Source organism: Streptosporangium sp. NPDC023615 (assembly GCF_040640155.1).
GTDB lineage: Bacteria > Actinomycetota > Actinomycetes > Streptosporangiales > Streptosporangiaceae > Streptosporangium.
In genome coordinates this window covers 41854-63244 of the sequence record NZ_JBFABE010000036.1, presented here as the reverse complement: position 1 = coordinate 63244, position 21391 = coordinate 41854, and the positions used below count along the sequence as shown (strand labels likewise).

Here is a 21391-nt window from a genome sequence, read left to right as displayed (position 1 = left end):
GCGGGGGTCCGTGCCGCCGTCGCTGGAGGTGAGCCGCCTGGCGTACGCCTATCCGGACGGCACTCAGGCGCTGTTCGGCGTGGACCTGCGGGTGGAGCGGGGCGAGCGGGTCGCGCTGCTCGGCCCGAACGGCGCGGGCAAGACCACGCTGGTGATGCACCTGAACGGCATCCTCGCCGCCGGGCACGGCACGGTCTCGGTGGCCGGGCTGCCGGTCGGGAAGGCGACGCTCGCGGAGGTCCGCAGACGGGTCGGGCTGGTCTTCCAGGATCCCGACGACCAGCTCTTCATGCCGACCGTCCGCGACGACGTGGCCTTCGGCCCGGTCAACGCCGGGGTGACGGGACAGGAGCTGGAGCGCCGGGTCAGGGGCGCGCTGGAGCGCGTGGGCATGCTGGAGACGATCGACCGGCCGCCGCACCACCTGTCGTTCGGCCAGCGCCGCCGGGTCGCGGTGGCGACGGTGCTGGCCATGGAGCCGGAGATCCTGGTGCTGGACGAGCCGTCCTCCAACCTGGACCCGGCCTCCCGGCGCGAGCTCGCCGAGATCCTCCGCGGGCTCGACGTGACCGTGTTCATGGTCACCCACGACCTGCCGTACGCGCTGGAGCTCTGCGAGCGCTCGCTGATCCTCTCGGGGGGCGTCATCGCCGCGGACGGGCCGACCCGCGAGATCCTCTCCGACGCCGGACTCCTGGCGGCGCACCGGCTGGAGCTGCCCTACGGGTTCGCGCCGCCCTGAGCGGTCGCGCCGCCCGTTCCCGGGGCGTGTCCCCACGTCCCCGGTGGCGCCGTCGCCGGGACGCGGGCGGGGTGCCGGCGGGACACGGGAGGGATCATGACGGGATGCCGCCGGATCACACGGTCGCGGACAGTGAGGGGACGCGCGGGCACCGAAGGGGCCTTCGACGCCCCGGAGGGGACGAACGGGCGTGTGGGAGCGGGGCGGGGGGTGAACTTTCCCCCGAAGAGTCGCACGGGACCTCGCGCGGAGTGACGGCGAAGTAAAGTGGGTCTGCCCTTCGGGCCGAGGAGGACTGATGAAGCTACGGCTGGCGCGCCGTGCCGTCGGTGACGCCGTGGTGGTGGCGGTCGAGGGTGAACTCGACCTCTTCACCGCACCCTTCCTGCGGGACGAGGTCCGCGAGGCGATCAAGCTGGACGGCGCGCGGCTGGTCCTCGACCTCACCGCGCTGTCCTTCATGGACTCCAGCGGCCTGTCGGTGCTGATCGAGGCGTGGCGGCTGGCCACCGGCCAGGGCGGCGGCGTCTGCCTGGCGGCCCCGCAGGCGCCGGTCGCCCGCATCCTCCGCACCACCGGGATGGACCGGCGGATCAAGGTGTATCCGGACGTGGGCAGTGCCGTCGGGGAGATCTGACGCCACGGAGATTTACCCCACCCCCAGTAGAACTTCATTCGGTCCGCGCGTTAAAGTCCGCTCATGGACCTGAACGGAGCAGCAGCAATCATCTCGGGCGGTGCCAGCGGCCTCGGCGAGGCCACGGCCCGCGACCTCGCCGCGCACGGTGCCACCGTCGTCATCGCCGACCTCAACGAGGAGCGCGGCAAGTCCCTGGCGGACGAGCTCGGCGGCGTCTTCGTCAAGACCGACGTGTCGGACGAGGGACAGGTGCAGGCGGCCGTGGACGCGGCGGTGGCGGTCGGCAGCCCGTTGCGCGTGGTGGTGAACAGCGCGGGCATCGGCTGGGCCAGCCGGACCGTGGGCCGCGACGGCTCGCCGCACGACCTGGCCTCGTACCGCAAGGTCATCGAGGTCAACCTGATCGGCACCTTCAACCTCATGCGCATCGGCGCCGCGGCGATCGCCAGGAACGAGCCGGTCGACGCGGACGGCCAGCGCGGCGTGGTGATCAACACCGCCTCGATCGCGGCGCTGGAGGGGCAGACCGGGCAGGTGGCCTACTCCGCGTCCAAGGGCGGCATCGTCGGCATGACCCTCCCGGCCGCGCGTGACCTCGCCGCCATCGGCGTGCGCGTCAACACCATCTGCCCGGGCATCATCGACACCCCGATCTACGGCACGTCGCCGGAGTCGGAGGGGTTCAAGGCCAAGCTCATCGCCCCGGTGGCCTTCCCCAAGCGCCTCGGCCTGGCGTCGGAGTTCGCGCACCTGGTCCGCGCGCTGATCGAGAACGACTACATGAACGCCGAGACGATCCGTTTCGACGGCGGTATCCGCTTCCAGCCCAAGTAGGAGTCATCCGGTGTCTGACGAGGTTCTGGTCGACGTGGACGGCGGCGTCGCCGTCATCACGATCAACCGCCCCAAGGCCAGGAACGCCATCAACGGCGCCGTCGCCCGGGGGGTCGCCGCGGCCCTGGACGAGCTGGAGGAGCGCAAGGACGTCTCCGCCTACGTCCTGACCGGCGCGGGGGGCACGTTCTCCTCCGGCATGGACCTCAAGGGGTTCCTGACCGGGGACTTCCCGGTCATGGAGGGGAGGGGCTTCGGCGGTTTCGTCGAGGCGCCGCCGAAGAAGCCGCTCATCGCCGCCGTCGAGGGCTACGCCCTGGCCGGAGGGTGTGAGCTGGCGCTGGCCTGCGACATCATCATCGCCTCCGAGGAGGCCAAGTTCGGGCTGCCCGAGCCCAAGCGCGGCCTGGTCGCGGGGGCGGGCGGCGTGATGCGCCTGCCGCGGCGCATCCCGTACCACGTGGCCATGGAGATCGCCCTGACCGGCGACCACTTCAGTGCCGCCCGGCTGTACGAGCTCGGCCTGGTCAACCACGTCACGCCCGCGGGCGAGGCGCTGGCCGGGGCCGTCGAGCTGGCCAAGAGGATCGCCGCCAACGCCCCGCTGGCGCTCGCCGCCACCAAGCGCGTGATCGTCGAGTCCGCGGACTGGAGCCGGGAGGAGATGTTCGCCAAGCAGAGCGAGATCATCAACCCGGTGTTCGGTTCCAAGGACGCCATGGAGGGCGCGGCGGCCTTCGCCGAGAAGCGCGCCCCCCAATGGAGGGGCGAGTAACACCATCAGGATGATTTTCCGCCGGGCGCGATCCAAAAGGGTCGCGCCCGGCGCGTTCACGGCCAAGAGTGCGTACGGTAAAGGTGTGGACGAGTGCGGCGCGGGCACTTGACGTCCACCCACCGCTCCAAGGCCGGGAGAGTGCATGAACGACCACGCCCACGGAACGACCCCCACCGGACGATCCACCGGCGCCGTCCTGAAGCGCAGGGCGGGAGATCTGGCGGCGGGCGCCCTGGGCGCGGCGATCGTCAGTGTCCTCATGGTCGGCTCCATGTGGGCGGCCGAGATCGCCGACTACGTCCTCCCGGCGGAGTTCGACGTCTACGGCATCTGGGCCTGGGATCCCGACGCCCTCGGGGGCATCTTCCTCGCGCCCTTCCTGCACGCCGGATTCGGCCACCTGATGGCCAACTCGCTCCCCCTGCTGGTCCTGGGCTTCTTCGCCGCGCTGCGCGGGATCGGCCGCTTCCTGGCCGCCAGCCTGATCATCGTGCTGGTCAGCGGTCTGGGCGTCTGGTTCACCAGTCCGCCGCAGAGCCTCACGGTCGGCGCCAGCGGGCTGGTCTTCGGGTACTTCGGCTTCGTCGTCGCCCGCGGGCTGTTCGACCGCCGCGCCCTGGACATCATGGTCGGCGTGGGCGTGGCGATCGCCTACTACTCGATCATCTGGGGCGTCCTGCCCAGCCAGCCGGGCATCTCCTGGCAGGGACACCTGTTCGGGCTGCTGGGCGGTGTCCTCGCGGCCTGGGTGGTGCGCCGCAGGCGCCGCGCGCTCTCCACCGCCCACTGAGGTCCGAGGTTCGCCGGCATCCGCGCCGGGGTCCCGCCGAGGGCACCCGGACCCGCCGAGCCCGTCGCGCCGCAGGGCCCGTCCTCCGGGGCCGTCCGGATCGATGGGATACGCGGCATGTGACTCGTCCGTCCTTGACGGGTGCTGTGCGGGCCTGTGAAGGCCGTGGAGGGCTCCCCGGGTGCGGGGTGTCGCCGTAAGGGCGGCCTGCGGTCCGCGGTCGTCAGGATCGAATAGGGTCGGTCGGGAACATCGCGTGCAGGAGGGCCGACCCGTGGGGGACGAGATCGCGACCGGCGCGCCGGTCGCAGGAGGGCAGGGGGGACGGGCGGCGCCGCGGGCCCGCGCCGTGCCCCGGGTGCTGGTCCGGCGCGCGATCCCCACCGAGCCCGCCGTACGGGGCTCCGAGTCGCTGTTCGTGACCGAGGCCGCCCGCCAGGGCGTGCGGCCCACCCGCCGGATGCTCCACGTCGGCCCGGAACCGGCCGGTGACGACGTCGCCGCCGCGCTGCGGGTCGAGCCCGGCGAGGAGGTCCTCGCCCGCAGAAAGATGATGTTCGCCGACGGCGTGCCCGTACGCGTCGCCACCAGCTACCTCCGCCTGGACCTCTTCGGCGGGACCCCGCTGGCGGATCCGGGCTTCCTGCGGCCCAGCCTGCAGGCCGCGATCGAGGCGCTGGGCCACCGGTTCGGTCACGCCGAGGAGGAGCTCGTGGCCCGGCCGCCGGCCGCCTCGGAGGCCGCGACGCTCCGGCTCGATCCCGGCGAGTGGGTCGTGCGGATCCTGCGTGCCGCGTACTCCGCGGACGGCACCCCGGTGCACGTGCTGGAGACGGTCTGTGCCGCCTCACGTCACGTGTTCCCCGTCGCGCAGGTCACCGGCGCCGACCAGTTCTGACCTGCGGTCCCTCCTCGGCGCCGGCCGGTCCGGCGGCCGTTTCCCGCCTGCCGGGCGTCCGCCGCCGGCGGGCGGCGCGGCCCGCCGCCCACCGGTCGCCGATCCGGGGGTGTGGGCCGGGAACGTCATGCCGAGGGCGATCGGCTATGGCCGCATCCGAGGATTTAAGTGACAATATGACAAAATTTCATGTGTGGACTTGCTCGGCCGCGTGCCCGTACATGCTCCCCAGGGCCGTCGCCGCCGGGCGCGATCCTCGAGAGGTGGCCGCGGGTGAACCTGGGATCCCTGGAGCGAGCGATCATGGACGTGTTGTGGGGCTGCAAGCAACCACTGCTGGTCCGCCAGGTACAGGACATCTTGAACCGGGACGCGGAACGCGACCTGGCCTACACCACCGTGCAGACGGTCGCCGAGCGCCTCGTCAGGAAGGGGCTGCTGGAGAGGGCGCCCGCGCGCAACGCCTTCCGCTACACGGCCAGACGATCCCGGGACGAACACGTGGCCGGGCTGATGCTCGCCGCCCTGGAGGGCAGCCCCGACCGGGCCCCGGTGCTCTCCCGGTTCGCCGAGGGGGTGGCCCCGGACGACGCCGTGCGCCTGCTGCACGAGCTCGCCCGGCGCGCGGGGGAGCGGGCGCACCCGCCCAGGGCGAGCGGTCTCCCGAGCGTCCTGCCGTAGCGGCGTCCGCGCGGGGACGGACTCTCCGGGGCCCCGCCGTGGCGGCGTCCGCCCGGGGACCGGGCACCCCGTCCGCCCGAGGGACGGCCCCCGGGTGCGCGGCCCCGCGGCCGTCTGCCGGGGGACCGGCCCCGTCGCGGGCGGACGGACCGCGGCCCACGGGCCGGTCCACCCGCTCCCCGGGGCCGGTACGGCGGCTAGAGCCGCTCGACGACGTGGTCGATGCAGGCGGTCAGGGCCTCGACGTCGTCGGGGTCGACGGCCGGGAACATGGCGACGCGCAACTGGTTGCGGCCGAGCTTGCGGTAGGGCTCGGTGTCGACGATGCCGTTGGCGCGCAGGACCTTCGCGATCGCCGAGGCGTCGACCTCGTCGGCGAAGTCGATCGTGCCGACCACGTTGGAGCGGAACTCCGGACCCGCGAACGGGGTGGTGTAGGAGGTCTTCTCCGCCCACGTGTACAGGCGCCGGGCCGAGTCGGCCGTGCGGGCCGTCGTCCAGGCCAGGCCGCCGTTGCCGTTCATCCACTCGATCTGGTCGGCGAGCAGGAAGAGCGTGGCGACCGAGGGGGTGTTGTAGGTCTGGTCCTTGGAGGAGTTGTCGATGGCCACCGGCAGGCTGAAGAACTCGGGGACGTAGCGCCCGCTGGAGGCGATCTCGTTCACCCGGGCCAGCGCGGCCGGGGACATCAGGGCGATCCAGAGGCCGCCGTCGGAGGCGAAGCTCTTCTGCGGGGCGAAGTAGTAGACGTCGAACTCGCTCGCCTCGACCGGCAGGCCGCCGGCGCCGGAGGTGGCGTCGACGAGCACGAGCGAGCCCTCCTCGCCCACCCGCCGGATCGGCATCGCCACGCCGGTGGAGGTCTCGTTGTGGGTGAGCGCGTAGACGTCGACGCCCTCCTCGGTGCGGGCCTCGGGGTGGCTGCCGACCTCGGACTTGATCACGGTCGGGTCGCCGAGCCACGGCGCCTTGGCGGCGACGGAGGCGAACTTGGAGGAGAACTCGCCGAAGTGCAGGTGCTGGGACCTCTCGCGGATCAGCCCGAAGGCGGCGATGTCCCAGAACGCGGTCGTGCCGCCGTTGCCCAGGACCACCTCGTACCCCTCGGGGAGGGAGAACAGCTCCGACAGCCCCGCGCGGACGCGCCCGACGAGCGACTTGACCGGCTTCTGGCGGTGGGAGGTGCCCAGGACGCCGGCACCGGAGGCCGCGAGAGCCGAGAGCTGCTCGGGGCGCACCTTCGAGGGCCCGCAGCCGAAACGGCCGTCGGCGGGCTTGAGGTCAGAGGGAATCACGATGTCAGCCACCTGACCAGCCTACTGAGCCCGCGGGGTGTTCCAGGACGGGGTCCGGATCCTGAGACGGGTCGTGTCAGGGGATGGGCTCACACCCGGCGGACCACGCGGGGGGCGTGCCGGGCGGGACGCCGCGCCTGACGGGACGCGGTGGCACAAGGGGCACGGTGGCACAAGGGACGCGGTGGCACAAGGGGCACGGTGCCCGGGAGGACGCCGCGCCCGGAGGAGAGCGGTCGCCGGAGAACGCCGACGGCTGCCGCGCGGGACGTCCGCGCGGCAGCCGCGGGGTGGGACCTCTCCGGGGACGGCCCCTAGACGGAGCCGACGACCTCGGAGGCCCCGGGAACGTCCTGGGCCGCGCGCTGGGAGGGACCCACGTAGTCGGCGCTGGGGCGGACGAGCCTGCCCGTGCGCTTCTGCTCCAGGATGTGGGCGGCCCAGCCCGCGGTACGGGCGCAGGTGAACATCGAGGTGAACATGGACGAGGGGATCTGGGCGAAGTCCAGGATGACCGCGGCCCAGTACTCGACGTTGGTGGCCAGCACCCGGTCGGGCTTGCGGGCGTGCAGCTCCTCCAGGGCCGCCTTCTCCAGCGCCGCGGCGACCTCGTACCGCGGTGCGTCGAGCTCCTTGGCGGTGCGGCGGAGCACGCGCGCCCGGGGGTCCTCGGCACGGTAGACGCGGTGGCCGAAGCCCATGAGCCGCTGGCCCTTGTCGAGTTCGGACTGCACGTACTTCTTGGCGTCGCCGACCTGCTCGACGCCCTCGATCATGTGCAGCACGCGCGCGGGCGCGCCACCGTGCAGCGGCCCGGACATGGCGCCGACCGCACCGCTCAGCGCCGCGGCGACGTCGGCCCCGGTGGAGGCGATGACCCGGGCGGTGAAGGTGGAGGCGTTCATGCCGTGCTCGGCGGCGGACGTCCAGTAGGCGTCGATGGCCTTGACGTGGCGGGGGTCGGGCTCTCCCTGCCAGCGGATCATGAAGCGCTCGACGATGCTCTCGCCCTTGTCGATCTCGCTCTGGGGGACCTCGGGCTTGTCCTGGCCGCGCGAGGACTGGGCGACGAAGCTGAGGGCGGTCACGCTGGCGCGCGCGAGGTCGGCGCGGGCCTGCGCGTCGTCGATGTCGAGCAGCGGCTTGAAGCCGTACGAGGTGGCCAGCATGGCCAGCCCGCTCTGCACGTCGACGCGGACGTCACCGGAATGGACAGGAACGGGGCAAGGCTCGGCCGGGGCCAGGCCCGGCTGGAACTCGTTATCGACGAGCAGGCCCCACACGTTCCCGAAGGGGACGCGGCCGACCAGCTCTTCGATGTCGACGCCCCGATAACGGAGGGCGCCCCCTTCTTTGTCCGGTTCCGCGATCTCCGTCTCGAAAGCTACTACGCCTTCGAGCCCGGGTTTGAAGTCGGACATTCTCGGCCGCCTCCCTTTCTTGAAGTCAAAGCCTTGATGTCGAGATACCGGCGGGTCATATTCAACCCCCTGGGTCGAGGCGGTGTGCCGCCGGACCCGCCTGAACGCGATCGCCGCAGGTGGGGGGCGCCGTACGGGCATCCGGCTCGGCACGCGAGAATACCTTCCCGTGGATGCCGCATCGCGACCGCCTTCGGTGGCGGGACTTCGCCGTACGTATCAGGGAGAGCCTCTGCGGGAGGCGGATCTCGCACCCGACCCCGTGTCGCAGTTCGCCGCGTGGTTCGGCGAGGCCGTGGACGCCGGGCTTCCCGAGCCCAACGCGACCGTCCTGGCGACGGCCTCGGCGGGGGGCCGGCCGACCGCCAGGACCGTACTCCTCAAGGGGTACGACGAGAACGGGTTCGTCTTCTACACCAACTACGAGTCGCGCAAGGGCCGCGACCTGACGGAGAACCCGCGGGCCGCCCTGCTGTTCCCCTGGCACTCGATCCGCCGCCAGGTGAGGGTCGAGGGGGCGGTGGTGAGGCTGCCCCGGGAGGAGTCGGCCGCGTACTTCATGACCCGCCCCTACGGGTCGCGGATCGGGGCCTGGGCGTCGCGGCAGTCGGCGGTGGTGCACTCCAGGCAGGAGCTGGACGACCGCTACGAGGAGCTGGCCGGGCGCTGGCCGGAGGATCCGCCGGTCCCCGACTTCTGGGGAGGGTTCCGCGTGGTGCCCTCGGAGGTGGAGTTCTGGCAGGGCCGCACCGACCGCATGCACGACCGCCTTCGCTACCGGCGCTCCGGCGCCTCCTGGCTGGTGGAACGCCTGGCGCCCTGAGCCGGGGGGCGGGCGGTCGTCCGGGGCCCCCGGCCCGCCGGGCCGGACCGCGAAGTGATCGGACACCTGGCCTCCCGGACCGGGTCGCGCGGGTCCGGCGCGCGCCCGCCGGGTCTCGTTCCGGCAGTTCGGGAAGGATTTCGTGACCACCGGTGTTGCTGTCCCTTGTCACAGCGACCCGTTCTCCCAATAGGGTCGTGTTCTCGAACTTCCGAGGTCCCGCGCCGCTCTCCCGAGAACGCCGCGCGGTGGACGTAGCATCGAGAGAGGACGGGAGGAACCTTGACCGCACACGGCCTGATCGACACGACGGAGATGTACCTTCGTACGATCTTCGAGCTGGAGGAGGAGGGCATCGTCCCCCTGCGCGCCCGCATCGCCGAGCGGCTCCAGCAGAGCGGTCCCACGGTCAGCCAGACCGTCGCCCGGATGGAGCGCGACGGGCTGGTACGCGTCGAGGGCGACCGCCACCTGACCATGACCGATCTGGGCCGCACGCTCGCCACACGCGTGATGCGCAAGCACCGTCTCGCCGAGTGCCTGCTCACCCAGGTCATCGGCCTGCCGTGGGAGGAGGTGCACATCGAGGCCTGCCGCTGGGAGCACGTCATGTCCGAGTCGGTGGAGGCCAGGCTGGTCGGCCTGCTGAACAATCCCACCGAGGACCCGCACGGCAATCCCATCCCCGGCCTGGAGGAACTCGGCGTTCCCGGCCTCCCCGACGGCCGCCTGGAGACGCTGCCGTCGATGGTCGCGATGGCCGGACCCAGAGATATACCCGTTGTGGTCCGGCGAATTAGCGAACAAGTGCAAAGCGATCCGGCTGTGATGCTTAAACTCAAGCAAGTTGGGATACAACCCGGACGCGAGGTGACGCTCGCGGCGAGCGACGACGGTGTGCGGGTGACAGGTGATAGCGAGGCGGACAATCTTCTTGCGGTTCTCCCGCGAGAGATCGCCGCGCACGTTTTCGTCTCCACTCGCTGACCGAGGCCCCTTAGCTCGGTTGGATCCCGTTCGGGAGTCCCTCCGCTCCCAGGCCGAGACTGCAGGAGCAACCGTGGTTCGCTTTGCACACACCCGCCCACGAGGGGCGGTCACCGGATGAAGCGGTGGGGGGATGTCTCCCAGGACGCCGCCGAGCACCTTACGGCCGGTTCCGTCCTGGACCATGCTGAGATGGCGGTGGTCGTCACCGACAGGTTCAGCAACCTGCTCTACTGGAACCCTTTCGCCGAAAGGCTTTTCGGACGCCCCGGCACGTCGGGGCCCCGCGACCCGTCCCTCTCCCTGGGCATCATGGAGAAGGACCACCCGCTGGCCGTCGAGCTCTCCAAGCACGTCCTCAAGGGCGGCGTCTGGGAGGGCACGTTCGACGTCAGGCGCGGTGACGGGACGATCATCTACGTCCGTGCCCAGGCCGTGCCGCTGCGGCACCCCTCCGGAGCGGTGACGGGCATCGTCATCACCGCCCGCGAGGCGATGCGCAGCAACGAACGCGAGAAGGACCGCTTCGGGCTGCTGGAACGCATCGGCGAGCGCCTCGCCGGATCGCTGTACGTCGAGGAGACGCTCAAGCGCGTCGCCGAGATGCTCGTCCCGCAGTTCGCCGACCACTGCTTCATCGAACTGATGGAGGAGGGCCGGATGGTCCGCAGGGTCTCCACCCACGTCCAGGGGTGGAGCCCGCCGGCCGACACCTGGGCGCCGGTCGGCGCGGAGATCCGCTACCCGGCGGGCCACTACGCCGACACCGCGCTGCGCCGCCAGGAGACGATCCTCGTCGAGGACTTCTCCCAGACCAGCTACCCCAGCACCGGCGAGGCCAACACCCGCCTGGCCGCCGAGATCGGCATGACCTCGGCCATCGTGGCGCCGCTGTGCGTGCGCGGCGAGACCCTGGGGCTGATGTACCTGGGGCTGTCCAACCTGACCGACCGGCGCAGCCCGCACTACGACGCCTTCGACCGCGACTTCGTGGGGGCCATCGCCACCCGGGTCGCCCTGGCCGTCGACAACGCCCTGCTGTTCGAGGAGGAGCGGCACACCGCCGAGTCCTTCCAGAAGCACCTGCTGCCCCGCGAGCTGCCGCAGCTCGACGGGCTGGAGATCGCCGTCCGCTACTACCCGGCCGCACCCCTGGCCAGTCACGGGCAGGGCATCCAGACCCAGGTAGGCGGCGACTGGTACGACGTCATCCCGCTCTCGGCGGGCCGGGTCGGCATCGTCATCGGCGACGTCGAGGGCAGGGGCGCCAAGGCGGCGGCGGTGATGGGGCAGCTCCGGGCGGCGCTGCGCGCCTTCGCCCAGGACGACAAGCCGCCCGCGGAGATCCTGGCCAGGCTCGACGAGTGGACGCGCATCATCGCCACCCCCGAGCAGGACGAGAGCGGCACCGACATCAGCATCCCGCCCATCGTCACCTGCCAGTACCTGGTCTACGACGCCTGGTCGCGGCAGCTGTCGTTCGCCAACGCCGGCCACGCCCCGCCGCTGCTGCTCATCGGGGACACCTGCACCGAGCTGGACATCCGCGAGGTCGGCCAGCCGCTGGGGGTACGGGCCAAGGGGCTGCACGCGGACCTGGTCTACAAGGAGGAGACGCGGACGCTGCCGCGCGGTGCCGCCCTGCTCCTCTACACCGACGGGCTCGTCGACCGCCGCCCCCTCCGCGACGCCGACGGCCACCCTCCCGATGTCGAGGAGACGCTGTCGCAGCTCTGCGGCAAGCTCATCGAGATCACCGACGCCTCCGTCGAGCGGATCGCCGACGCCGCCACGGTCGCGGTGCCCGGTGAGATCGACGACGACATGGCCATCCTCGTGATCAGGTCCGCCGCCGAGGACCTGGACGTCGAGGAGCGCACCTTCCCGGCCCAGCCGATCATGGTGGGGGAGGCGCGCAGGATGGCCCTGGAGGCGTTCGTCGGCTGGAACGTCCCCGAGGAGCGGGCCGAGCTCGCCTGCCTGCTGGTCTCCGAGGTCGTCACCAACGTCGTGCTGCACGCCGCCACCGCCAGCATCCCGCGCAGGGAGCTGACGATGGACGGCCCTCCGCTGCCGTTCGACGAGTCCTGGGACGTCCCCGGCTTCGAGGACGAGATCGTCAACGAGAAGGAGTTCACGCTCCGGCTCCGCCGGGGCCGGGAGTCCGTCTGGGTCGAGGTCTTCGACCAGGACCTGCGGTTGCCGCGCATCCGCAGCGCCGGGGAGAACGACGAGGGCGGCCGGGGCCTCTACCTGGTCGACCAGCTCGCCAGGCGCTGGGGCTCGCGCCCCACCAAGGAAGGCAAGGCCGTCTGGTTCGAGATCCCCACCAGGTCGCGCTGAGCCGCCGTCGGCAAGGCTGGAACGTGCTCCGGATCGGTGGTTGACTCGGGGCATGGAGCTGGCGTTCGAACGACGGGGTACGGGTCCCTCCCTGGTCCTGCTGCACGGGATCGGGCATCACTGGCAGGCATGGCTGCCAGTGCTGGACCGGCTCGCCGCCGAGCGCGACGTCATCGCCGTCGACCTTCCCGGCTTCGGGGTCTCACCGCCGCTGCCGCCCGGTACGCCGTACACGGCCGAGAGCCTGGCGGACGCGATCGAGTCCTTCTTCGCGGTCATGGGCCTGCGCGACCCTCACGTGGCGGGCAACTCCCTGGGCGGTTACCTCGCCCTGGAACTGGCCTCGCGCGCCGTGGTCCGCTCGGCCGCCGCCCTCTCCCCCGCGGGATTCTGGAACCGCACCGAGCTCGCGTACGCGCGAGCCGCCCTGCGCCTCAGCAGGGCCTCGGCCGTGAGGCTCCCCCCGGACCGCGCGCTCGCCCTCGCCGGGACCCCGCCGGGCCGTACGCTGGCCGCGGGTCTCATGGTGGCCCACCCCGGCAGGCTCCCGCCCGAGGCGCTGCTGGCCGCCCTCCAGGCACTCGGGCAGGCTCCCGGGTTCGACGAGACCCTGGCCTCTTTCGCCGGGCTGATGCCCCCCGCGCCGCCCAAGGTGCCGGTCACGATCGCCTGGGGTGAACGCGACAGGCTGCTCGTGCGCCGCCAGGCCGTCCGGGCCGCCCGGTGGTCCGGGCAGCGGGTGAAGCTGCTGCGGGGCTGCGGGCACCTGCCGATGACGGACGATCCCGAGCTGGTCGCGCGCGTGCTGCTGGAGGCGTCCGGGTAGCGTCCGGGAGAGGGCCCCGGCGGCGGGCCGGCAGGGAGGCGGGCCGGCAGGTGGGCGGGCCGGTCCCGGGCGGCCGCGGGGTCAGCGGAAGGTCTGCCCCCAGACGGCGAGCATCACGACGACGAACACGATCATGACGCCCGCGTACGCGACGGGGCCGAGCCGGAAGGCACGTCGCACCCGGTTCAGGCCCCAGGCGAACAGGAACGCCAGGAAGATCAGCAGAATCAGGCCGCTGTCCATTCGTCACCATCCCGTGGAGGTCTCCGCTGACCAGTATGCGTCGGCGGAGCCGTCGCCGCGGCCGGTCAACGCGATCCCCGGCCCGTGAGATCGTTGCGTCTCGTGAACAGAACATCGAAGATGACGCGTGTCCTGCCGGTGGCGATGCTGGCCGCGGGCCTGTGCGCGTGTTCGGGCGGGGCGGGCGTGTCCGCCGCGGCGCCGACCGCGACCGTCACCGTGACCGCCTCCACGACCCCCTCCGCCCTCCCCTCGCCGTCCCCGTCGGTCTCGCCGTCGGCCCTCCTCTCGCCCACCGCCTCTCCCTCCGCCTCCACGGAGCCGACGCCCTCCACGGAGCCGACGCCCTCCACGGAGCCGACGCCTTCCGCGGAACCGGCGCCCTCCGTGTCGGTGAGCGTCCCCGGCGGGCGGGGCGTCGACGCGAAGGTGCGCGGGCAGCTCGCCCTGCGCGGGGTGGACGGGATCACGGTGACCCCCGAGAGCGACCAGGAGGTGAAGGCGCTCCTGCTGCCGTTCACGGTGGTGAACGACGAGCGGGGGGTGGTCTGCGACGACGGCAAGGCCCCGCGTAGCTGCTCGATGGAGCAGCTGCGGAAGGCGTTGCGGAAGGACGTCGTCATCTTCGCCGAGGTGACGATCAAGGACGGGGTGGCGGTGCAGATCGCGAAGATCACCAAGGAGTGACGGGGCCGGCACGGTGGCCGCCGGCCGGTCGGGACCCCGGGCGGGGAACCGGTTCAGAAGCCGAAGGAGCGGCCGATGATCTCCTTCATGATCTCGGTGGTGCCGCCGTAGATGGTCTGGACGCGGCTGTCGACCCAGGCCTTGGCGACGGGGTACTCCATCATGTAGCCGTACCCCCCGTGCAGCTGGAGACAGCGGTCGATGACCTTGGTCTGCAGCTCGGTGGTCCACCACTTGGCCTTGGCGGCGTCCACCGGGGTGAGCTCGCCGGCGTTCAGGGCGAGGACGCACCGGTCCACGTAGTGACGGGCGATGTCCACCTCGGTGTCCAGCTCGGCCAGGACGAACCGGGTGTTCTGGAAGCTGCCGATGTTCCGGCCGAAGGCGGTGCGGCTCTTGCAGTACTCGATGGTCGTCCGGAGCACGGTCTCCGCCGCCGCCACGGCCATCACCGCGATGGACAGGCGCTCCTGCGGCAGGTTGGCCATGAGCTGGAAGAAGCCCTGCCCCTCCTGCGGGCCGAGCAGGTTGGCCGCCGGCACCCGGACGTTGTCGAAGAACAGCTCCGCCGTGTCCTGGGCGTGCATGCCGATCTTCTCCAGGTTGCGGCCCCGGGTGAAGCCCTCCATGTCCCGTTCGACGACGAGCAGGGAGATGCCCCGGGCCTTGGCCTCGGGGTCGGTCTTGGCGACCACGACGACCAGGTCGGAGTTGATGCCGTTGGTGATGAAGGTCTTCTGGCCGTTGAGCAGGTAGTGGTCGCCCTGGCGCACGGCCGTCGTCCGGATGCCCTGCAGGTCGCTGCCGGCGCCGGGCTCGCTCATGCCGACCGCCGTGATCAGCTCGCCGCTGGCGAACCCGGGCAGCCAGCGGGCCTTCTGCCCGTCGTCGGTGAGGTCCACGAAGTACGGGGCCATCACGTCGTTGTGCAGCGAGTAGCCCAGGCCGGTCGCGCCGATCGCCATGACCTCCTCGACGATCACGGTGTTGTAGCGGAAGTCCTTGATCCCCGCCCCGCCGAACTCCTCGGGCACGCCGAAGCCGAACATCCCGATCGCGCCGGCCTTCCTCCACACGTCGCGCGGGACGATGCCCTCCTTCTCCCAGCGGTCGTGGTGGGGCGCGACCTCGCGTGCCAGGAACTCACGTACGGTCTCCCGGAAGAGCTGGTGCTCCTCCTCGAAAAGGTCTCGCTGCACGATGTGCCTCCTAGGGTCCGTGGTACAGAATACGATTCTGTTACTTTCAGGTACACCCGGTTCCGGGCCGCCCGCGACCTTCGCGGAGGTACGCATGGGTCCGTTCAGATCACAAGTGCGCCACGGTGTGCGCCCCGTTCATCATCTCGCTGCGCCGAAGACGGGCGAAACCGTACGATCTACCCTTGGTGTGCCATGGGTATGCCCGTGAGGGCGGCCTTCGTGATCGGAGTGTGTGGTGGTTCGGTGGCGAGCTCGGCTTCCCAGGTCCGTCGTGGTCTCGGCCCTGTTCCTTCTCGGCGGCGCGCTGGTCGTGCTGCCCTCGGGCGCGGCCGGTGCCAGCAACGCCGAACTCGTGGTCGACTACACCTGTAAGGGCGGGATCGCCCTGAACGGCGGCGCGGTGAGCCTTCGCACCAAGGTGTCGATCCCCACGACGCTCAAGGTCGGCGAGCCGCTCAGCATCGGCTGGGACCTCAACTACAAGAACGGCGCCCCGACCCGGTTCGGCTCGCCGGACTACTTCGAGGCCGGAGCCAAGACCCTGGTCACCGGGAACGTGCAGATCTCCGGGAGCTGGGTCGGCGTCCTCCAGCCGAAGGGCTCCGCCGACCAGCCCGGCAAGCTCCAGCCCGGAAAGATCCTGAAGCTCCCCGAGGGGATCTCCGACTCCGCCCACACCGCCGAGGCCGGAAAGATCAAGGTCAGCCCCCGGAAGCTGTTCGTGGACTTCATCCCCCCGGCCGGCGAGGTCATGGTCAACGACGACGACCCCCGGGTGAGCTACCACGCGGCCGGCGACTGGGAGGACGTGAACGACCAGGCGCCGAGCATCGGCGACCACGGCCGTGACCTGCACCGCACGAACAAGGTGAACTCCTGGACCTCCTTCACCTTCACCGGCACCGGGATCGAGTACGTCGCCCGGCGCAGCACCGAGGCCGGGAAGGTCGGGTTCAGGATCAACGGCCAGGACGCCACGCCGTCCTTCGTCGACGCCTCGAAGAACGGCGACGGCACGCCGACGAACGCCGCGCACCAGGGCGGGGTCACGCTGTGGAAGTTCAACGGCCTCAAGTACGGCAAGCACACCGTCGACGTCAGGAACCTCGACGGCAAGTGGGCACAGCTCGACGCGTTCCGGGTGATCACCCGGGAGCTGCAGAACCCGCCGGAGGACTACCGGGCCACCTGCACGCTCGACAGCGCGCCCGTCTCGGTGGACGTCACCATCTCCGAGACGGGGACGAGCCCCTCGACGAGCGTCTCCCCGTCGAACGGTGTCTCCCCCTCGGGCAGTGTCTCCCCGTCGAACGGTGTCTCGCCCTCGGGCAGTGTCTCGCCCTCGGCCAGCGCGTCCGCCTCGGCCAGCGCCTCGGCCAGCGCGTCCGCGTCCGCGAGCGGCAACCCGTCGGCCGGGGCGAACGGCGGCACCTCGACGCCCAGGCCGACCCTGACCGTGACCGCCGTCGTCACCCCCACCAGGGCCACGCCGACCACGCCGCAGGTGATCATCACGCCGAGCGGCGGGGCGCAGACCGGGCAGGCGCCGGGCGAGGGCTCGGGCCTGGGCATGCTGGGCGCGGGAACGGCCATGGTGACCGGGAGCGCGCTCGGAGGCCTGGCCCTGATGAGGCGGCGGGCGGCACACGCCCGAGGTCAGAGGGACAGCTGAGGAGACCCGGATGTACCAAGGACCCACCGGCCCCGATCCGTACCACGGCGGACCCGCTCCCTACGACGGCGGCGGTCCCGCGCCCAAGCCCAAGGGGAACCTGCTGATGGGCGGGCTGCTGGTGGCCGGCTCCCTCGGCGGCGTCGCCGCGATCATGGCCGGCCTGCTCACCTACCTGACGCCGGTGGAGGAGGACGCGCCGTACGGGCCGCCCGTGCCGCAGGCGGCCGCCAGCCCCCTGGGGCCCCAGGATCCGGGAGCCGGGCAGCAGGTCGCCGACCAGCAGCCCCCGGGCCAGACGCTGCCGGCCTCGGTCGGCCCCGGCGGGCTCGACGTCCCGCTGACGCCCGCCGCCCCCACGGCGCCGCCGCCGCTGCCCGTGGTCCAGCCTCCGGAGCCGTTGAAGAGCGACGGTGTGAGGCCCCGGCGCCTGGCCATCCCGAAGATCGGTGTGATGGCCCCGCTGATGGCGCTCGGCGTCGACTCCAAGCGGGAGATCCAGACGCCCCCGCTGAACAGGCCCACCCTGGCCGGCTGGTACAAGCACGGCCCGATCCCCGGGCAGCAGGGCCCCTCGGTCGTGCTGGGGCACGTGAACAACAAGCGCGGGGCCGCGGTCTTCAGCCGCCTGAAGGAGGTCAGCCGCGGGGACAAGATCAAGGTCTCCCGGTCGGACGGGACCATCGCGGAGTTCACGGTCGACGGCGTGGAGCAGGTCAGCAAGAAGGCGTTCCCGTCGAAGCGGGTCTACGGCAACACCGGTGAGGCGACGCTGAGGCTCGTCACCTGCGGTGGCGTCTACAACGCCAGGACCGGCCACTACACCGACAACATCATCGTCTACGCGACCCTGTCGAAGACCCGCCGCGCCTGAGCGCGGTCCCTGGTCCGCGTGCCGGGGACCCGCCGCGTCCGCGAGCGCGGTCCCCGCGTCCGCGCGCCGGGGACCGCGCGCGCGGATGCTCGTTAGCCGCCCTGGCGATCCGGGTAGAAGCCGTTTGTACCAGGTGGGTCCCCCCGAACGATGAAGACGGGGGTATGCCCAGGTGAGCACCATGCGGGCCGGTGTCGTAGCCGTACTCATAGGTGTGGCCGCCGTCGGCGGCGTCCAGCACACGAAGCAGCCGCATGAGCGGTCCGCCGGCTGGGTCGCCAAGCGACCCGCGAAGCCGGACGTGAAGCGCGCCGCGGGATGGACGGCCGGACGACCACGCTCGGACGCCGGGCGGTACGACGGGCGGACGTTCGCGCGGGCCTTCAAGCGCGCCTTCGGACGGACGGAGCCGGGCGCCGCACGCGGCGAGGGCCGGGAAGCCTGGCGGCCGGGGCGAGGGGGGTCACGGTACGGGGGCCGGGAGGCCGGTGACTGGAGAGGGACGGGCCGGTACGAGGACGGCGCGTTCGGGCGCTCACGGGATCGCGTGCCCGGCCGGTACGAGGAGCGCGGTATCGGGCGTTCGGAGGGCCCGGCGTACGGGCGGTACGGCGAGCGCGGGTTCGGGCGGTACGGCGAGAGAGAATTCGGACGACACGGCGAGCGCGGGTTCGGGCGGCGCGGATCGGAGATCCGGCGCGGCGGAGAGCGGTGGTCCGGTCGCCCGTCGAGGGCCAGGCACGACGTACGGCACCAACGTCAGCGGCACGGGAAGGCCGGGGCGGGCCGGTCGCGCCAGGGGCGGGGGCGCTGAGCCCGCCGTGCTCCGAGGGGCCGGGACGCCGAGCCGGCGGTCCTTGGGGCGGCGAGGACACTGAACCGGCGGTCCCGCGAGAGGGTGCGGGTGCCGAGCCGACGGTTCCGCCGATGCGCCCGAGGTAGATTACGTCCCATTTCATACGCTGATCGCTTCTAATAGGCATTCGCGTATCCGGTCCGGGTATAGACGTTTATACCAATGTGTCCCCCCGCTGGACCGGAGCGAGGGGTGTACACGGGTGAGCAGGACGCGGGCCGGTTTTCTGGCCGTAATCATAGGAATGGCCGCGATCGGCGCTCTCCACCACGCCGAGACGACGGGGGCGCGCACCGGAGGTCAGAAGGCCGAACGGCCCGCTCACCAGGTGGAACGGTCCGCCCGTCAGGCGGGACGGCCCGCCCGTCAGCAGGGACGCTCCGCGAGGTCCGCGGCCGGGCGCTCCGTGGTCGCCAGGAGCGGCCGGCGCGGGAGCCCGGTGGCGCGCGGGAGCGGAGACCACGAGGTCACCCCGATCGTCATCGCGCATCGCGGCGCCAGCGCCTTCCGGCCCGAGCACACGCTGCTGTCCTACCGGGTCGCCATCTCGATGGGCGCCGACTTCATCGAGCCCGACCTCGTCTCCACCAAGGACCACGTGCTGGTCGCCCGGCACGAGAACGAACTGTCGGCGACCACGGACGTGGAGAAACACCCCGAGTTCGCCGCCCGCAGGACGACCAAACTCGTCAACGGCGCGCGGCGCGCGGGCTGGTTCACCGAGGACTTCACCCTGGCCGAGCTGCGCACCCTGCGCGCCAGGGAACGCTTCGCCCGGCAACGGCGGGACAACACCGCCTACGACGGCAGGGCCCGCATCCCGACGCTCGACGAGATCGTCCGGCTCGCGCGGAAGCACGGCGTGGGCGTGTACGCCGAGACCAAGTTCCCCACCTACTTCGCCTCGATCGGCCTGCCGCTGGAGGGGCCGCTGCTGGAGACGTTCAAGCGGCACGGCTGGGACGGCGAGGACGACCCGGTGTTCATCCAGTCCTTCGAGACCGGGAACCTCCGGCGGCTGCGTCCCCTCACCGGGATACGGCTCGTCCAGTTCGTCGCCGCCACCGGGGCGCCGTACGACCTCGTGCGCGCCGGTGACCGGCGCACCTACGACGACATGGTGACGCCGAAGGGCCTGGCGGAGATCGCCCGGTACGCCGACGGCATCGGCGTGGTCACCAAGCGGATCGGCCCCGGCGAGTCCGGCGGCATCGACGGGAGGCCGATCTCGCCCGCCGCGCTCGTCGGGAACGCCCACCGCGAGGGCCTGCTGGTGCACGCCACCACGGTCCGCAGGCTCGACGCGCGGCTGCGGGCCGAACACCGCGGCCGCGACACCGACCGGGTCACCGAGCAGGTGAGGACGTGGCTGAGGCACCTGTACCGGCTGAAGGTGGACGGTGTCATCGCCGACGACCCCGGACTCGCGCGCGCGGTGCGGGAGAGCATGCGCCCCGGGGACTGACGCGCGGTGCCGAAGGGCCCGCGCGCCGAGGGCGGGAGAGCCCGCGCGCCGGGGCCGGCGGGCGTCGCCCTGTGCCGGGTCAGGCGGGGTAGCGCAGGATCCGGTCGTCACCGTCGCGTACGTCACCGCGTCCGTCGGTGTTGGACGTGGTCAGCCAGAGCGCGCCGTCCGGTGCCACGGCGACCGTGCGCAGCCGGCCGTACCGCCCGGTCAGCTCGGCGCGGGGCTCGCCGGTCCGGCCGTCGCGCAGCGGCACCGTCCAGAGCCGTTCCCCGCGCAGCGCCGCCACGTACAGGGTGTTCCCGGCGATGGCGGCGCCGGACGGGGACGCCTCACCGGTGGGCCACGTCACCAGCGGGTCGGTGAACCGGCCGCCGTCCGTGTCGCCCTTCCCCTCGACCTCGGGCCAGCCGTAGTTGCGGCCCGGCTCGATCAGGTTGACCTCGTCCAGGGCGTTCTGGCCGAACTCGATCGCGAACAGCCGCCCCCGCGCGTCCCAGGCCAGCCCCTGGACGTTGCGATGCCCGAGGCTGTAGACGGCCGAGCCCGCGCGCGGGTTGCCCGGGGCGGGCTCGCCCTCCGGGGTCAGCCGCAGGATCTTCCCGTTGGGGCTGTCCGGGTCCTGCGAGGCGCCGCGCTCTCCCGCGTCGCCGGTCCCGGCGTAGAGCATGCCGTCGGGGCCGAACGCGATGCGGCCGCCGTTGTGGATGCCCGCCTTGGCGATGCCCTCGAACACCGGCTCGGGCGTGGCGTCGTCGAGACGGAAGCGCACGATCCGGTTGTCGGACGCGGCGGTGAGGTACGCGTACACGTACCGGTCCTCGTCGTAGGCGGGTGAGACGGCGAGCCCGAGCAGGCCGCCCTCCCCGCCCGCGGCCACGCCGGGCACCCGGTAGACCTCGCGCGGCTGCCCGCCGCCCGCCGGGACCCGCAGGACGCGACCGCTGTCACGCTCGGCGACCAGCGCGTCGCCGCCCGGCAGGAAGGCCAGCCCCCAGGGAGCCTGGATCCCGCGGGCCACCTCCCGGCCCGCGCCCAGGTCCGGTGTCCCGGTCCCGCTCGGCGCCGGGGCCGAGGTCCCCTCCGGGCTCCGCCCGGCGCCGGGTGTCCCGGTGGGGGACGCGCTCGCGCCGCCGGTCGTCGCCACCGGCGGGGTGGCGGCTCCGGGCGCGGGTCCCGAAACGGCCGGGTCGCCGGCACAGGCGGCCAGCAGGACCGTCAGCCCGGCGGCGGCCGCGATCCGGCTCGCGTTCTTCCTCATGCCCCACCCTTTCTGCGGCCGAGCGTCTCGGCCGGTCACGCGGACCGGTCGTCCGGATCGGTCGTCCGGATGG

The 21391-nt window shown here is 72.2% G+C and carries 20 protein-coding genes; 15 read left to right on the top strand and 5 right to left on the bottom strand.

Translation table 11 applies throughout. The features are described 5' to 3' along the window. Positions 1 to 10: 10 nt before the first annotated feature. From AB0G16_RS23745 to AB0G16_RS23715, 7 genes are all read left to right on the top strand, one after another. Positions 11 to 742: an ABC transporter ATP-binding protein gene (locus AB0G16_RS23745; RefSeq protein ID WP_362808796.1), complete on the top strand. Its 732-nt coding sequence runs from the start codon at positions 11 to 13 to the stop codon at positions 740 to 742. Positions 743 to 1040: 298 nt separating this feature from the next. Beyond that, the gene (locus AB0G16_RS23740) at positions 1041 to 1379 is read left to right on the top strand and encodes an STAS domain-containing protein (protein ID WP_362808754.1); all 339 of its coding nucleotides are present in this window, start codon (positions 1041 to 1043) and stop codon (positions 1377 to 1379) included. Positions 1380 to 1442: 63 nt separating this feature from the next. Then, positions 1443 to 2216: an SDR family NAD(P)-dependent oxidoreductase gene (locus AB0G16_RS23735; protein ID WP_362808751.1), complete on the top strand. Its 774-nt coding sequence runs from the start codon at positions 1443 to 1445 to the stop codon at positions 2214 to 2216. 10 nt (positions 2217 to 2226) lie between these two features. Beyond that, complete coding sequence (locus tag AB0G16_RS23730) at positions 2227 to 2991, top strand: crotonase/enoyl-CoA hydratase family protein (protein ID WP_362808748.1); 765 nt, start codon at positions 2227 to 2229, stop codon at positions 2989 to 2991. A gap of 145 nt (positions 2992 to 3136) precedes the next feature. Beyond that, on the top strand, positions 3137 to 3784 hold the full coding sequence (locus tag AB0G16_RS23725) for a rhomboid family intramembrane serine protease (RefSeq protein WP_362808745.1): 648 nt from the start codon (positions 3137 to 3139) through the stop codon (positions 3782 to 3784). A gap of 274 nt (positions 3785 to 4058) precedes the next feature. Further along, the gene (locus AB0G16_RS23720) at positions 4059 to 4682 is read left to right on the top strand and encodes a UTRA domain-containing protein (RefSeq protein ID WP_362808742.1); all 624 of its coding nucleotides are present in this window, start codon (positions 4059 to 4061) and stop codon (positions 4680 to 4682) included. Between the two features lie 273 nt (positions 4683 to 4955). Next, entirely contained in the window at positions 4956 to 5363 is a 408-nt protein-coding gene (locus AB0G16_RS23715) for a BlaI/MecI/CopY family transcriptional regulator (RefSeq protein ID WP_362808739.1), read from the top strand. A gap of 197 nt (positions 5364 to 5560) precedes the next feature. On the opposite strand, the gene serC is transcribed toward AB0G16_RS23715, so the two are convergent. Together serC and AB0G16_RS23705 are read right to left on the bottom strand one after the other, a co-directional pair. Then, the gene (gene serC / locus AB0G16_RS23710; protein WP_362808737.1) at positions 5561 to 6670 is read right to left on the bottom strand and encodes a phosphoserine transaminase; all 1110 of its coding nucleotides are present in this window, start codon (positions 6668 to 6670) and stop codon (positions 5561 to 5563) included. 302 nt (positions 6671 to 6972) lie between these two features. Further along, on the bottom strand, positions 6973 to 8079 hold the full coding sequence (locus AB0G16_RS23705) for a citrate synthase 2 (protein WP_362808734.1): 1107 nt from the start codon (positions 8077 to 8079) through the stop codon (positions 6973 to 6975). A gap of 169 nt (positions 8080 to 8248) precedes the next feature. Here AB0G16_RS23705 and pdxH point away from each other — a divergent pair, with 169 nt between their 5' ends. The 4 genes from pdxH (at position 8249) to AB0G16_RS23685 (ending at position 13058) form a co-directional block, all read left to right on the top strand. Continuing rightward, positions 8249 to 8902: a pyridoxamine 5'-phosphate oxidase gene (gene pdxH, locus AB0G16_RS23700; RefSeq protein WP_362808730.1), complete on the top strand. Its 654-nt coding sequence runs from the start codon at positions 8249 to 8251 to the stop codon at positions 8900 to 8902. A 282-nt stretch (positions 8903 to 9184) separates the two neighbouring features. Continuing rightward, positions 9185 to 9889 carry a metal-dependent transcriptional regulator gene (locus AB0G16_RS23695; RefSeq protein WP_362808727.1) on the top strand — a complete coding sequence of 235 codons (705 nt, stop codon included), beginning with the start codon at positions 9185 to 9187 and terminating at the stop codon, positions 9887 to 9889. A gap of 117 nt (positions 9890 to 10006) precedes the next feature. Continuing rightward, positions 10007 to 12232 carry a SpoIIE family protein phosphatase gene (locus tag AB0G16_RS23690; protein ID WP_362808724.1) on the top strand — a complete coding sequence of 742 codons (2226 nt, stop codon included), beginning with the start codon at positions 10007 to 10009 and terminating at the stop codon, positions 12230 to 12232. A gap of 52 nt (positions 12233 to 12284) precedes the next feature. Then, the gene (locus tag AB0G16_RS23685) at positions 12285 to 13058 is read left to right on the top strand and encodes an alpha/beta hydrolase (RefSeq protein ID WP_362808721.1); all 774 of its coding nucleotides are present in this window, start codon (positions 12285 to 12287) and stop codon (positions 13056 to 13058) included. Between the two features lie 81 nt (positions 13059 to 13139). Here AB0G16_RS23685 and AB0G16_RS23680 read toward each other — a convergent pair whose 3' ends face one another. Further along, positions 13140 to 13301, bottom strand: a complete 162-nt coding sequence (locus tag AB0G16_RS23680; protein WP_362808719.1) for a hypothetical protein — start codon at positions 13299 to 13301, stop codon at positions 13140 to 13142. Positions 13302 to 13403: 102 nt separating this feature from the next. On the opposite strand from AB0G16_RS23680, the gene AB0G16_RS23675 reads away from it, so the two are divergent. Further along, a complete protein-coding gene (locus AB0G16_RS23675; protein WP_362808717.1) occupies positions 13404 to 13988 on the top strand; it encodes a hypothetical protein in 585 nt (194 codons plus the stop codon). Between the two features lie 53 nt (positions 13989 to 14041). On the opposite strand, the gene AB0G16_RS23670 is transcribed toward AB0G16_RS23675, so the two are convergent. Next, a complete protein-coding gene (locus AB0G16_RS23670; protein ID WP_362808715.1) occupies positions 14042 to 15187 on the bottom strand; it encodes an acyl-CoA dehydrogenase family protein in 1146 nt (381 codons plus the stop codon). Positions 15188 to 15461: 274 nt separating this feature from the next. Here AB0G16_RS23670 and AB0G16_RS23665 point away from each other — a divergent pair, with 274 nt between their 5' ends. The 3 genes from AB0G16_RS23665 (at position 15462) to AB0G16_RS23655 (ending at position 20057) form a co-directional block, all read left to right on the top strand. Further along, positions 15462 to 16862 carry a hypothetical protein gene (locus tag AB0G16_RS23665; RefSeq protein WP_362808712.1) on the top strand — a complete coding sequence of 467 codons (1401 nt, stop codon included), beginning with the start codon at positions 15462 to 15464 and terminating at the stop codon, positions 16860 to 16862. 10 nt (positions 16863 to 16872) lie between these two features. Next, positions 16873 to 17736 carry a class F sortase gene (locus AB0G16_RS23660; RefSeq protein ID WP_362808709.1) on the top strand — a complete coding sequence of 288 codons (864 nt, stop codon included), beginning with the start codon at positions 16873 to 16875 and terminating at the stop codon, positions 17734 to 17736. A 1100-nt stretch (positions 17737 to 18836) separates the two neighbouring features. After that, positions 18837 to 20057 carry a glycerophosphodiester phosphodiesterase family protein gene (locus tag AB0G16_RS23655; protein ID WP_362808706.1) on the top strand — a complete coding sequence of 407 codons (1221 nt, stop codon included), beginning with the start codon at positions 18837 to 18839 and terminating at the stop codon, positions 20055 to 20057. 79 nt (positions 20058 to 20136) lie between these two features. Here the strand turns inward: AB0G16_RS23655 and AB0G16_RS23650 are convergent, their stop codons facing one another. After that, complete coding sequence (locus AB0G16_RS23650) at positions 20137 to 21318, bottom strand: PQQ-dependent sugar dehydrogenase (protein ID WP_362808703.1); 1182 nt, start codon at positions 21316 to 21318, stop codon at positions 20137 to 20139. Between the last annotated feature and the right edge of the window lie 73 nt (positions 21319 to 21391).

Excerpts from the sequence above, each read along its gene's own strand:
- AB0G16_RS23660 (WP_362808709.1), top strand. The coding sequence starts at position 16,873 with ATGTACCAAGGACCCACCGGCCCCGATCCGTACCACGGCGGACCCGCT.
- AB0G16_RS23690 (WP_362808724.1), top strand. The coding sequence starts at position 10,007 with ATGAAGCGGTGGGGGGATGTCTCCCAGGACGCCGCCGAGCACCTTACG.
- AB0G16_RS23725 (WP_362808745.1), top strand. The coding sequence starts at position 3,137 with ATGAACGACCACGCCCACGGAACGACCCCCACCGGACGATCCACCGGC.
- AB0G16_RS23650 (WP_362808703.1), bottom strand. The coding sequence starts at position 21,318 with ATGAGGAAGAACGCGAGCCGGATCGCGGCCGCCGCCGGGCTGACGGTC.
- AB0G16_RS23680 (WP_362808719.1), bottom strand. The coding sequence starts at position 13,301 with ATGGACAGCGGCCTGATTCTGCTGATCTTCCTGGCGTTCCTGTTCGCC.
- AB0G16_RS23655 (WP_362808706.1), top strand. The coding sequence starts at position 18,837 with ATGGCCGCGATCGGCGCTCTCCACCACGCCGAGACGACGGGGGCGCGC.
- AB0G16_RS23740 (WP_362808754.1), top strand. The coding sequence starts at position 1,041 with ATGAAGCTACGGCTGGCGCGCCGTGCCGTCGGTGACGCCGTGGTGGTG.
- AB0G16_RS23705 (WP_362808734.1), bottom strand. The coding sequence starts at position 8,079 with ATGTCCGACTTCAAACCCGGGCTCGAAGGCGTAGTAGCTTTCGAGACG.
- AB0G16_RS23685 (WP_362808721.1), top strand. The coding sequence starts at position 12,285 with ATGGAGCTGGCGTTCGAACGACGGGGTACGGGTCCCTCCCTGGTCCTG.
- AB0G16_RS23735 (WP_362808751.1), top strand. The coding sequence starts at position 1,443 with ATGGACCTGAACGGAGCAGCAGCAATCATCTCGGGCGGTGCCAGCGGC.